We start from the raw sequence: 12,828 nt of genomic DNA, 5'->3' as shown, positions 1-12,828 counted from the left end.
ACCCTGTGCCTGGAACACCCTCATGCCCGAACATTCCGATGTTGCGCCAACCACCGAGCAAAAAGACATGCGCCGCGACCGCGGCGCCTCGAGATCGTTCTGGATGGCCTGCGCGATCCTGGCCGCGATCATCGCGTGGATGGGCAGCGGTTTTTTCGCCGAGCAGGAGACAGGACCGGCACAAACCGCGGTGGCGCCACCGCCTCCCCCGTCGGTCGTGGTGCGCAATTCGACCGCCGGTAGCGTACAGCTCAGCTTCAGCGCACAGGGGCAGGCCCTGCCCGAACGCGACACCGACATCGTGACGGAGACGGCCGGGACCGTGGTCGCGCTGCCCGTGCGCAAGGGACAGATGGTGGAGCGCGGCGCGGTCATCGCCCAGCTTGACGCCAGCCGCGCCGAAGCGGCTCTGTCGCAGGCACAAGAGGAGCAAAGCCGCGCTCGGCGCGAACTGGACAACGCAACCACGCTGCTCGACCGCGGGGCGGGCACTGTGGACAGGGTCGCCGAGGCGCGCGCCGCTCTGGCTGCGGCGGAGGCGCAGGTCTCGTCGGCGCAGGAGACGCTTTCGAACTTTACCGTTGTTGCGCCCTTCGACGGCAGCATCGAGAACCTGCTGCTCAACGACGGAGAATATGCCGCCGCGGGAACCGCGGTGGCGCGGATCGTCGACAGCGACCCGATAACGGTGGCGATCCAGATTCCGCAGCAATCGCGGGAAAGGATCGAAGTCGGCCAGAGCGCGCAGGTCCGCTTCATCACCGGGCAGACCCGCGAGGGCGTCGTCGAGTTTGTCGCGAGTGCCGCCTCGCCCGAAACCCGCACCTTTCTGGCCGAGGTCAGGATCGACAACCCCGATGGCGCCATCAGACCCGGCGTGTCTGCAGAGGTGACCATCCCGACGCGCGAGGAAACGGCGCATTTCGTCGAAGCCTCGGTGGTCTCGCTCAGCCCCGAGGGCACCACCGGGATCAAGACGGTCGAGGACGATGTCGTGCGCTTTCACGAGGTGGACCTCATCAAGGCCGAGATCGGCGGACTCTGGGCGACGGGTCTGCCGGAGACGGCGCAGATCATCACGGTGGGCCAGGGCTTCGTGCGCGCCGGCGAGACCGTCCGCACACAAACAGAGGCAGCGCTGGAGGATCAGCCCGCCTCGGCCGCGGACAATGACGAGGCGAACCGATGAACGCCCTGATCGATGCCGCATTCTCGCGCACGCGCTTTGTCCTGCTGGCCTTCGGGATGATCCTGGCATTCGGCGCCATCTCCTACATTGCGATCCCGAAGGAGGCGAACCCGGAGGTTCCGCTGCCGCTCGTCTACGTCTCGACCGGGATCGACGGGATCAGCCCCTCGGACGCCGAGCGCCTCCTTCTCGAGCCGATGGAGGCCGAGTTCGGGGCCATCGAGGGCCTTCAGAAGATGTCGAGCGAGGCCGCGGAGGGGTTTGCCAGCGTCCAGCTCGAGTTCCAGGCGGGCGGAGACATCGAAGAAGCGCTGCGCAAGGTGCGGGAAGCGGCCGACAACGTCGAGAGCGACCTGCCCGAGGACGCACGCGATCTGAACCTGACAGAGGTCAACACCGCCCTCTTCCCGGTCATTACCGCGACGCTGTCGGGCCCCGTGCCGGAACGGACGCTCAACGACCTGGCGGAAGACGCGCGGCGCGAGATCGAGGCGCTTCCGGGCATTCTGGAAGTCGAGATCGGGGGCGAGCGCGAGGAGTTCCTGGAAGTTCTGATCGACCCCACGGTCTTTCAGACATACAACCTGAACCTTGAAAGCCTGACGAACCAGCTTCAGCGCAATAACCAGCTGATCGCGGCTGGAGCCATCGACACCGGCGGCGGGCGCGTGGTGTTGAAGGTACCGGGCCTCATCCAGGACATGGACGATATCCTCCAGATGCCCGTCAAGGTCGAGGACGACACCGTGGTGACATTCGCGGACGTGGCCACCGTTCGACGGACGTTCGAAGAGCCGACGGGGTTCGCGCGGATCGACGGCCAGCCGGCCTTGTCGCTCGAGGTCGTCAAGCGCTCGGGCGCAAATGTCATCGACACGGTGGCCGAGGTGCGCGCCACGATCGAACAGCTAAGCCGGGACTGGCCCGACAGCGTCCGCGTGACCTATCTGCAGGACCAGTCGGAAGAGGTGAAGACCCTGTTGTCGGACCTTGAATCCAACGTCCTGGCGGCGGTGCTTCTCGTCATGGTGGTCATCGTCTTTGCCCTCGGCCTGCGGTCGGCGATCCTGGTCGGCCTTGCGATACCGGGCGCGTTCCTCGCCGGGGTCGCCGCGATCTGGGCCCTGGGCCTGACCATGAACATCGTGGTGCTTTTCGCGCTGATCCTTGTGGTCGGGATGCTGGTGGATGGGGCGATCGTCACGGTCGAGCTCGCGGACCGGCGCCTTCACGAGGGCGACACGCCAGCGCAAGCCTACGCCGCTGCCGCCAAGCGCATGGCCTGGCCGATCATCGCGTCGACCGCGACCACGCTCAGCGTGTTCTTTCCTCTTCTCTTCTGGACCGGCCTGATCGGCCAGTTCATGAAATATCTCCCGATCACCGTCATCCTGACGCTTTCCGCGTCGCTTTTCATGGCACTGGTCTTCATTCCCGTGGTCGGAGGCGTGATCGGACGCGCACAGCCCCGGACCGCGGCCGCAAAAACCGCCCTGCGCGAGGCCGAGCACGGCGATCCGCGCCGGGTGGGCGGCCTCACCGGTGCCTATGTCCGACTTCTGGAGCAGGCCATCCGCCGCCCCGGTGCCACCGTGGTTCTTGCAATTTCGCTGCTGCTTGGGACCTTCGCGCTGTATGGAGAGGTCGGGCGCGGCGTCAGCTTTTTCCCGTCCATCGAACCGGAAGCCATGCAGGTGCAGATCCGCGCCCGGGACAACCTGTCCATCTATGAGCGCGACGACCTCGTCCGGCAGGTCGAACGGCGTCTTGTCGGCACCGAGGGCGTGGAAAGCATCTATTCCCGCTCGGTTCTGACGTCCGGACAGGGCGACGAGGACATCATCGGCACCATCCAGCTCGATCTGCTGGACTGGGACCAGCGGCCGAGAGCGGCCGAGATCGGCGCCGATCTCCGCCGGGATCTTGCGGATATCGCGGGCATCGACGTTCAGGTGGAAACCGAAAGCGGCGGTCCCAGCGGCGGCAAGCCGATCAACCTCCAGGTATCGGCCGAAAGCCCCGCCGAGCAAAGCCAAGCCGTTGAAAACGTTCTGGCCACGATGGAGGATCTGGGCGGGTTCGTGGATGTGACGGACACGCGCCCGCTTCCGGGTGTCGAGGTCGCGATCAACGTCGACAGGGTACAGGCGGCGCGCTACGGCGCCGATGTCGGCCTGCTGGGCCAGGCCATCCAGCTGCTGACCCAGGGCATCACGGTCACCGACTACCGCCCGAGCGACGTCGACGGAGAGATGGACGTGCGGGTTCGTTTTCCCGACGATGACCGTTCGCTGGGCGAGTTGGGCAACCTGAGGGTGCCGACCTCCGCCGGGCTGGTCCCGATCTCAAACTTCGTGTCCTTCGAGCCGGTAGAGCGGGTCGGGGTGATCCGGCGGATCGACGAGGCGCGCGTCACGACGATCGAGGCGAATGTCGCGCCTGGGGTTCTGGTGAACGATCAGATCGCGGCCCTGCGCGCGGCGCTCGATGGCGACGTTCTTCCCCAGGGCGCCACCGTCGACTTCGCCGGCGAGGCACAGGACCAGCTGGAATCGATGACATTCCTCGCCGGCGCTTTCGTTGCCGCCGTGGTTCTGATGTTCATGATCCTGGTTCTTCAGTTCAACAATTTCTACCAGGCCTTCGTTGTCATGAGCGCGATTATCTTCTCGGTCGCCGGGGTGCTGCTCGGACTGATCGTGACCGGACGCCCCTTCGGCATCGTCATGGGCGGCGTCGGCGTGATCGCTCTGGCGGGCATCGTGGTGAACAACAACATCGTTCTGATCGACACCTTCAACGAGTTGCGCCGCTCCGGCGCTTCGGCACGTGATGCGGCACTTCGGACCGGAGCGCAGCGCCTTCGTCCGGTGTTGCTGACATCGATCACCACCGCCCTTGGTTTGCTGCCGATGGTTCTTGGCCTGAACGTCGATTTCCTCGGCCGCGAAATGATCTTCGGCGCACCGTCGACCCAATACTGGACGGAGCTTTCCGCGGCGATCGCTGGCGGTCTGGTGATAGCTACTCTGCTGACCCTCATCGTGACGCCCGCCATGCTGATGCTTGGTCGGCGAAGGCATGGGGAAAAGCGTGCCACGGCGTTCCGGACGGCGACGAACCCGTAGTGCGTGTGTTCCTGCCGGCCCGGCTCACACCTTCGGGGCGCCTTTCACGGCAGCGGGACGTGCAGAACGTAGCGGAAAAGAGCGAAGAACGCGATCATGACCGCCGCGCCACTACCGGCATAGAGCAGCGCGGTCATCGGGGTCCACCTGTCGTGCATCGCCGCGACGAGCCCGCCCGCGAAGGCGATTGCGCCGCTTGCCAGAAAACCGATATGCGGTATGGCAAGGCACCCCGCGAACATGGCGACGATCAGCAGGATCCGGCGCCACCAGGTGCCGGTGCCGAAGCCGCCGCTGTCGCGCGGGTGAAGAAAGCGGGTGACCAAGGACAACCCGGCCGTCAGGATCATCAGGATCGCGACGGTACGCGGGAACACCTGGCTGTCGCGGTCGGAATAGCCCATGGTGTCGTAAAGCGCGATGATCCCCATGAGCACGAAAAGCGCGGAAATCACCAGCGATCCGACATGGCCTTCCGGGTGGCGCTGATGGTCTGGCATCAGGTCTGCTCCCCTTCTTTCCTGCGGCGCCGCCTGGCCGTGTAAAGCGGCAGGATGAGGGTGATCAGCGTGAACGCGATGATCCCCTGCGAGATCGGCCGCCCGAAGAACATGCCGAAGAGGTTGCCCGTGGCCGACCCGATGGTCCAGCCCTGCACGAAGCCCTGTTCGGCGATGGGGCCCAGGATCAGGCCCAGCACGATGGGCGAGGCCGCGAAACCGAAGCGCCCCACGACCCAGCCGAAGACGCCGAGGCCCAGCATCAGGATCACATCCGTCACGCTGTTGCGGATCGAGAAGGTGCCGATGATGGTCATGAACCCCACCGTCGGCACGAGAACGGCCTTGGGGATGTTGACGATCGACTTGTATGCGTAGCGCCCGATCAGCAGGCCCGCGGGCAGCATCAGGACCGTGGCGATCAGGAGGCCGTAGATGAAGGTAAAGACGATCGAGCCGCTTTGGCTGAACATCGTGGGGCCGGTGCGGACGCCCTGCACCAACAGGGCGCCCAGGACGATGGCATCGGGCGGCGTGCCGGGAATGCCCAGCACCAGCGTCGGGATGAAGCCGCCGCCCACGGTGGCATTATTGGCGGATTCGGTGGCGAGGATGCCGTCAGGCTCGCCCTCGCCGAATTTCTGGTGCGGCTTGCCGGTGCGCTTGGCCTCGGAATAGGCGACGAGGCCTGCGACCGAGCCGCCCGCGCCGGGCAGGATGCCGATCAGCGTGCCGACTATGGACGACCGGATCAGGTTGAATTTGGACCGCGTGGCGATCCGGAACGCCTCGCCGATGCGGACCGAGCGCACGTCCTCTTCCATCTTGAGGTGGCGGTCGGGCGTCGCGACGAGGTCGATCAGCACCGGGATGCAGTACAGGCCGATCAGCGCCCCGATCACGCCGAAACCGCCGACCAGCATCTGGCTGCCGAAGGTCAGCCGAATATCGGCCGAGACCTCGGCCACGCCAACGGTCGACAGCAGCATGCCGAAGGCGCCGCCCGCCAGACCCTTCATCAGGTTGCCGGTGGACAGCGACGCGATCAGCGACAGCCCGAAGATCGACAGCCAGAAATACTCGATCGGCCCGAAGGCCAGCGCCACCTTCGACAGGGGCGGCGCCAGCAGCAAAAGCGAAAACGCCCCCACCAGCCCGCCGACGACCGAGGCGAAGCAGGCGAGTGCAACCGCGAGGTCGCCGTCCCCGCGCTTTGCCATGGGATAGCCGTCAAACGTGGTGGCGATGGCCGAGGGCGTGCCGGGCGTGTTGAGCAGGATTGCCGCGTAGGCCCCGCCATAGATCGCCCCGGTATAGATCGCGCCCAGCAGGATCAGCGCCGAGGCTGGATCCATGCTGAACGTGATCGGCACCAGCACGGCCAGCGCCATCGTCGCGGTAAGGCCCGGGATCGAGCCGACGACCGTGCCCGCCACGACACCGAACAACGCCAGAACCAGATTGAACGGTGTCAGGGCGGACAGGAAGTGACCGAATTCCATGTCGGCGGGCCTTTGCGCGAAGTCAGCTTATTCGATCAGGCCCGCTTCGCGCGCGTCGCTGAGATATTCCTCGCTGCGCGCGGCCATGAAATCGTCCATGCCGTCCGCCTCGACATCCAGCATCGCAAAGCCGTTATCCAGCATCTGCTGGCGGAACTCGGGGTCGTTGTTGATCTCGGCGATCATGTCGGACCACATCTGCGTGACCTCGTCGTTGGCCGAGTTCGGCAGGGCGATCCCGCGATAGGCGCCGCCCACCATGTCATAGCCCAGTTCCTTGAAGGTCGGCACATCGGGGAAAAGCGGGTGGCGTTCCTCCATTGCGACGGCCAGCATCCGCACCTCTTCGCCCTGGGTCGCGGCGACGGTGGAATAGCCCCATTCGGCCTTGACCTGGTTGCCCAGCAGCGCCGTCACGGCCGCGCCGGTGCCCTTGAAGGGCACATAGGTGGTCTGGATTTCGGCCATCTTGTCGAACTTGATATGCGCCAGGTGGTTGGCCGTGGCCTTGCCCGAGCCCGACATGGTGACCTGCGCCGGGTTCGCCTTGGCGTCCTCGACCAGGTCCTCCAGCGTCTGGTAGGGGCTGTCGGCCCGCACGATGATCGCGTCGGGCGTGAAGTGGAACATGTGAAAGACGTTCAGGTCCTCGGTGGTGAACCCCACGTCCTTTTGCGCCGGCTTGATGATGATATGGGGCAGGTTCACGCCCATGATGGTCTGACCGTCGTCGCTGAGACCGTTGAGCGTGGCCCATGCCACCGCGCCGCCGCCGCCGGGCTGGTACGAGATCACCATGTCCTGGCCGAACTTGTCCTTGAAGAACGGCTGTTGGAAGCGCGCGGAAATGTCGGATTCTCCGCCGGGTCCGAACGGGATGATGTAGTTGACCGGCCCGTTGAGTTCGGCCGCAGCGGCGCCGGTTGCCAGCGATGCGGTCACGGCCAGGGCCGCGCCCATCTTCAGAAATGTTCTTTTCAGCATGTGTTCCTCCCAGAGCTGATTTATGTCGGCGTTTTCGCCGTCTTGATTATGCGTTGGCCTCCTTCAACGCGGTCATGAACCGGTCGCGGATCACGACCGGATCGGTCTTGATGACCGAAACCGGGATGTTCCCGCTTTCGCATTTGCACACGATCACGGTCATCTTGTCACCTGCCAGCGCGTCTTTCATGACGGCTGCGCAGTCTTCGGCCTGGCATTCGATGACGTTTTCGCACCCGCAGGCCTCGGCCACCTTGGCGAGCGACGTCTTCATGCCGGCATAGGTCGGCTGGTCGCCGGTGGAGCCGTAGCTGCCATTGTCGATGATCAGCAGGATGAAGTTGTCGGCCACGTTGTTGGCGATGGTGGGCAGCGTGCCGAAATTGGTCAGGACCGAGCCGTCGCCGTCGATCGAGATCACCTTTTTCGACTGCGCCAGCGCCACGCCCAGCCCGATCGACGAGGCAAGGCCCATCGTGCCCAGCATGTAGAAATTGGTCGGCTGGTCATCCAGCATGTGCAACTCCTGGCTGGGCAGGCCGATGTTGCAGACCACGAAATGGTCCGAGATCAGCGGGACCAGCGAGCGCAGGACGTCGGATCGGATCATGTCAGTACCCTTTCCAGAAGGTGGCATCGGTCAGGATCGCGACCGGCTTGTTGCACATGAACGTATATTCCAGGATCCGGTCCAGTTCTTCGGCGTCGGATTCATGATGGAAGTGATAGGTCGGGATGTGAAGCTGATTCAGCAGCGCCTTGGTGTGCACGGCCATTTCCACCTGGCAGGCCACCGGCTCGCCCAGTTCTCCGCGATAGGAGATCAGCATCGGCAGCGGCATCCGGTAGAACTGCGTCAGCGTCACCAGCGTGTTGACCGTCACGCCAAGCGCGGTGTTCTGCATGATGATAGCGGACCGCTTGCCGCCCATGAAGGCGCCGGCGCAGATGCCGATGCCTTCGTCTTCCTTGTTGGCGGGGATGTGGTGGATATCCTCGCATCGGTCGATTTCGGCAATGACACCGGCAAGCTGTTTGCACGGGACCGTCGTGACCAGTTTGACGTCGTTCTTCACCAGATCCGCGACGATCTTTGCGTCGATGCTCACGCGCAGGCCTCCCCCTCGATAAGTTCATGTTTCATGATCTTGCGCGATAAGAGGAGCTTTAACAAACCAACATTCTTTTCCCATTTATAAATCTCTGCTTTAGTAAATCGTGCCTTCGATCCTGTTGTGAAAGCGCCCTGCCATGTCGATCACGCTGTTCAAGACCCTTATCGCCGTTGCCGAGGAAGGCAGCTTCAATGCCGCGGCGGACCGCGTTTGCGTCACCCATGCGGCGGTCGGCCAGCAGATGAAGCGCCTGGAAGAGACGCTGGGCGTGGCGCTCTTCGACCGCTCGCAGAAATCCCCGCGTCTGAACCAGCTGGGCCGCGCGATGGTGCCCAAGGCCAAGGAGGTCGTCGCCGCCTACGAGACGATCCTCGACGACCTGACGGGCGATCCGCGTCTGATCGGGGATATCGTTCTGGGCGCGGTGCCATCGACGCTGCGCGGGCTTGTGCCCAAGGCGATGAAGGGTCTGATCGGGCAATATCCGGACCTGCGGATCCGGGTGGTGCCGGGCCTCAGCCCGACCTTGCAGGAGATGGTCGAGACCGGCACGGTCGACGCCGCGCTGGTCAGCGAGCCGAACCGGACGCCGGCCACGATGACCTGGACACCGTTCGCGGTGGAAAAGCTGGTGCTGCTGACCTCGGTGGAGGTGACCGAAACCGACCCGGTGCGCATCCTGTCGGCCAAGCCCTTCATCCGGCACAGCGCGTTGTCGGCCATCGGGGTGATGGCCGAGGACTGGCTGGCGAGACGCCGGCTGAAGGTGCGCGACATGATGGAGATGAGCTCGCTCGATACCATCGCGAGCATGGTGGCGCATGATCTGGGCGTGTCGATCGGCCCGGATTTCTGCGTGCCCGATCCGATCTTCGGCAGCCTGCGCAAGCTGCCGCTTGGGCCTACGGCCCCGTCGCGGACGCTGGGCATCCTGAGCCGGGCGGATTGCTCGAAATACCGGCTGGTCGAGCGGTTCCTGGACGAGCTGACCCGGACTGTCGCGGCGCATGGCGGGCAGACGGTTTCTAAAGAGATGGCTTAGATAATCGTAAATTATCTTGCCTTGCTAAAGGTCGCTTTTCCCACAGAATGAGCCCGAACCACGATCCACACGACAGGAGCACCGGACAGTTGGTGGCTTTTAACACACCCGACAACAGAATCTTGAATGATATCAGGTCCGTCGTGGGGGAAGCCGCCTGCAAGTCCGGGGCAGATGCCGCGCGCTATTACGAAGACCCGCGCGGCAGCTTCACCGGCAAGGACTGTATCGTTGTCCTGCCCGAAACCACCGACCAGGTGTCGCAGATCGTGCGGCTGTGCAACGCGGCCGGCATTGCGATTATCCCCTATGGCGGCGGCACCGGTGTGGTCGCGGGACAGCTTTCGCTGGACAACGACGCGGCCATCATCCTGTCGCTGGAGCGGATGAACCGCGTGCGCAGCGTCTCGCCGGACGATTTCGTGATGGTCGCCGAGGCGGGCTGCGTGCTGGAGAACATCCACGCCGAGGCCGAACGACACGACCTGATGTTCCCGCTCAGCATGGCCTCGAAGGGCAGTTGCACCATCGGCGGAAACCTGGCCACCAACGCGGGCGGAATCCAGGTGCTGCGCCACGGCAACGCTCGCGATCTCTGCGTGGGGATCGAGGCGGTGATGCCGTCGGGCGACATGCTGGAAGAGTTGAGCCCCCTGCGCAAGAACAACACCGGCTATGACCTGCGGCACCTGCTGATCGGCAGCGAAGGCACCCTTGGCATCATCACCGCGGCCAGCCTGACGCTGAAGCCGCTCGACCCCGAGGCCGTGACCGCCTTTTGCGCCATCACCTCGCCGGCGGATGCCTTGCGGGTGCTGCGGGCGCTGCGCACGGCCATCGGCAACCGCATGAACGGGATGGAGTTGATGAGCGGCTTCGGCGTGGGCCTCGTGTGCGAACATTTCCCGACACTGAGAAACCCCTTCGCCGACGACCACCCCTGGTACCTGCTGATCGATGCCGCCGGGAATCCGGGCGTGCGGGATGAAACCGAGGCGGCGCTAGCGGACTGCATCGAGCAGGGTTTCGTCGTCGACGTCGTGATGGCCGAATCCGAGGCGCAGCGCAGCGCGCTCTGGACGCTGCGCGAGCATACGCCCGACGCCAACCGCAAGACCGGCGCGTTCTGCAGCAGCGACACCGCGGTGCCGATCGGCCAGATCGACGCGTTCGTGTCGGGAACCCATGCGGCGATTGCCGGCGTTCACGAGGGCTTGCGGACGAACAGCTACGGTCACATCGGCGACGGCAACATCCACCACAATGTCTTTCCGCCCCAGGGCACGGGCAAGGCCGACTTCCTGCAGGCCAATCCCGGAATCGCCGACCGCGTGCGCGAGGCGATCAACGAGGCGACGCTGGCACTGGGCGGGTCGATCAGTGCCGAACACGGGATCGGCCGCCTGAAACGCAAGGACCTGCAGAAACATGCAAGTCCCGGCAAGATGGCCCTTCTGCGCCAGATCAAGCAGGCCATCGACCCCAACAACATCATGAACCCCGGCGCGCTGATCGATTAGCGCCCAGTTAAAGGTGCGCCTTGCGGGTCATGCCGAACCGCCTTGACACGCTTTCAGGTTCCACTATGGATTGAGGGGCCTGCATGTTTTCCCGTTAAAATGTAAGAAAGTGCCTTTTGCTTGGCGCAGCCATGTGTTCGCCAAAATTAACAATTACCAACGGTGAATGCCATGAACGATCACAGACTAAAGTGATGATCGGTGAGGCATGAGGTGAGGTTTCGCGGCAGGCTGTCTGCTCAGAGAATCCTAGGTGATCGAAGCAGGAGGAAAGAATTGCCCAAGTTCGCGAGCAGACGCACACTTTCGTTCCGTATTGTCAGTTCTCTGTTGATCGTGTTCGGGTTAGCCCTCCTGGCCCTCATTCTCGCGGGACACAACGCGATCAGGATCGTCGATCAATCTTCTTTGGATCGGCAACAACGTATGGCGACGCGCAGCCTCGCTGCGGCCGTCGCCAGCCTTCCCGAACAACAGAGAAGCGCGACAATTTGGGATGACGCCATCCGGAATGTCGCTGCCGGAAATGAGAAATGGATCGACGCCAATCTCGGTGTCTGGATGCAGGAATACTTCGGACACCACGAGAGCTACGTTCTTGACGAAGAAAACAAGCCCGTCTTCTCTTCTGTTTCGGGTGACGTCCGCGCGCCTGAAACCTTTGAAACGAGGGCCGATGCCATCGCTCCGCTTGTGGCACAACTACGCAGTATCATGGCGGAGGCGAGCGCAGGGCAGGACAACGCTTTCGAGGAACTGGCAGACGTGGCGGTCGTGAGTCCGGTTCGGCTCGCCGGAGAAGTGGCATTGGTTAGCGTCGTGCCCATCATCTCTGACACGGGCGAGATCCCGCAATTGCCTGAGACAGAACCGCTGCATATCGCCGTGCGCTACGTCGATGACGTTCTTGCCCAGGAGGTCGGCCAGGCAATCGAACTTGATGAAACCGCGTTCCAATCCGCTCGCCCCGATGAAGATTTGGCGGGTGTTGCGCTGGCTGATCTTTCCAATAACATTCTTTCCTGGCTCGTATGGAAGCCATACCGACCGGGCATGGACCTGTTCCTCAAGATGTTCCCTGCGCTGGTGATTTTCGTGCTTGCGGGCGGAGCGGTCCTGTTTTGGCTTGTCCGGCGTTTGGTGGGCGTTTCCGGGCAATTAGAGGCCAGTGAGGCGCAAGCGCATCTGGATGTCATCGCCCTGAACAAGGCCAGACAGGAAGCCGAAGCGGCGGACCGTGCCAAACTGAACTTCCTGAGCGTCTTGAGCCACGAGCTCAGAACGCCATTGACTGTGATTCTGGGTTTTTCACGGCTCGGAAAAAATATGCGTCAGTTGCCTTCCACAAAGCAACTGGAGGAGCGGCTGAACCTGCGTCCGGCGGATGTCGACGACATACGGGGCAGCGTTGATGAAGTGCTGGAATTTACGACTACCGCGATGGAGAAGATCGACAAATCGGGCGAGCACCTTCTGTTCCTCGTAAACCAGTTGCTCGATTACGCCAAATTGGAAACCGGAAGCATGAAGATCGATCCCGAGATCTGTGATGTGGAAAAGGTTATCGAGCCCGTGGTGGCACAGATGAATATCCTGGCCGAACAGAAAGGCCTGCGGCTCGAGACCAGCTTGATATCCAGTCTGATCTGGGCGGATGTGACGCGTACACGACAGATACTCATCAATCTTCTGGGAAATTCCATCAAGTTCACGGAGTCCGGCAAAATATCTGTCGTCGTCACTGAAACGGAAAACCAGGTCCATATCGATGTCTCCGACACCGGGGCGGGAATAAAGCCCGAGGAACTCGACAGGATATTCGAACCATTTCATCAGATCGACTCGTCC

Annotated in this window: 10 protein-coding genes; 5 read left to right on the top strand and 5 right to left on the bottom strand. The window is 63.2% G+C overall.

Annotated elements, in window-relative coordinates; all coding sequences use genetic code 11:
• Window positions 1-22: 22 nt before the first annotated feature.
• Together RBB31_RS05590 and RBB31_RS05585 are read left to right on the top strand one after the other, a co-directional pair.
• Window positions 23-1,189 (top strand): efflux RND transporter periplasmic adaptor subunit, encoded by a 1,167-nt coding sequence (locus RBB31_RS05590; RefSeq protein ID WP_306128280.1) that lies wholly within the window; start codon window positions 23-25, stop codon window positions 1,187-1,189.
• Window positions 1,186-4,317 (top strand): efflux RND transporter permease subunit, encoded by a 3,132-nt coding sequence (locus tag RBB31_RS05585; protein ID WP_306128279.1) that lies wholly within the window; start codon window positions 1,186-1,188, stop codon window positions 4,315-4,317. Before RBB31_RS05590 ends, RBB31_RS05585 begins: the two co-directional genes overlap by 4 nt.
• A 44-nt stretch (window positions 4,318-4,361) precedes the next feature.
• On the opposite strand, the gene RBB31_RS05580 is transcribed toward RBB31_RS05585, so the two are convergent.
• Genes RBB31_RS05580 through comD form a run of 5 tightly spaced genes read right to left on the bottom strand, consistent with a single transcriptional unit; the run spans window position 4,362 to window position 8,412 of the window.
• Window positions 4,362-4,817, bottom strand: coding sequence for a tripartite tricarboxylate transporter TctB family protein (locus RBB31_RS05580; RefSeq protein WP_306128278.1), 456 nt, complete (start codon window positions 4,815-4,817; stop codon window positions 4,362-4,364).
• Complete coding sequence (locus RBB31_RS05575; RefSeq protein WP_306128277.1) at window positions 4,817-6,319, bottom strand: tripartite tricarboxylate transporter permease; 1,503 nt, start codon at window positions 6,317-6,319, stop codon at window positions 4,817-4,819. Before RBB31_RS05575 ends, RBB31_RS05580 begins: the two co-directional genes overlap by 1 nt.
• A 27-nt stretch (window positions 6,320-6,346) precedes the next feature.
• Window positions 6,347-7,303 (bottom strand): tripartite tricarboxylate transporter substrate binding protein, encoded by a 957-nt coding sequence (locus tag RBB31_RS05570; protein ID WP_306128276.1) that lies wholly within the window; start codon window positions 7,301-7,303, stop codon window positions 6,347-6,349.
• Between the two features lie 46 nt (window positions 7,304-7,349).
• Window positions 7,350-7,913, bottom strand: coding sequence for a sulfopyruvate decarboxylase subunit beta (gene comE / locus RBB31_RS05565; protein ID WP_306128275.1), 564 nt, complete (start codon window positions 7,911-7,913; stop codon window positions 7,350-7,352).
• 1 nt (window position 7,914) lies between these two features.
• Window positions 7,915-8,412 (bottom strand): sulfopyruvate decarboxylase subunit alpha, encoded by a 498-nt coding sequence (gene comD, locus RBB31_RS05560; protein ID WP_306128274.1) that lies wholly within the window; start codon window positions 8,410-8,412, stop codon window positions 7,915-7,917.
• Window positions 8,413-8,554: 142 nt separating this feature from the next.
• On the opposite strand from comD, the gene RBB31_RS05555 reads away from it, so the two are divergent.
• The 3 genes from RBB31_RS05555 to RBB31_RS05545 all read left to right on the top strand — a co-directional run.
• Window positions 8,555-9,460 carry a LysR family transcriptional regulator gene (locus RBB31_RS05555; protein WP_306128273.1) on the top strand — a complete coding sequence of 302 codons (906 nt, stop codon included), beginning with the start codon at window positions 8,555-8,557 and terminating at the stop codon, window positions 9,458-9,460.
• Window positions 9,461-9,582: 122 nt separating this feature from the next.
• Complete coding sequence (locus tag RBB31_RS05550) at window positions 9,583-10,980, top strand: FAD-binding oxidoreductase (RefSeq protein WP_306128272.1); 1,398 nt, start codon at window positions 9,583-9,585, stop codon at window positions 10,978-10,980.
• 276 nt (window positions 10,981-11,256) lie between these two features.
• Window positions 11,257-12,828: CHASE4 domain-containing protein (locus RBB31_RS05545; protein WP_306128271.1), on the top strand; the 1,572-nt coding region annotated here is incomplete at its 3' end.

It is taken from the genome of Roseovarius sp. MMSF_3350 (assembly GCF_030733425.1).
Taxonomy (GTDB): Bacteria; Pseudomonadota; Alphaproteobacteria; order Rhodobacterales; family Rhodobacteraceae; genus Roseovarius.
The sequence above is the reverse complement of the archived record's forward strand: the minus strand, read 5'-3'. Positions and strand labels throughout refer to the sequence as shown.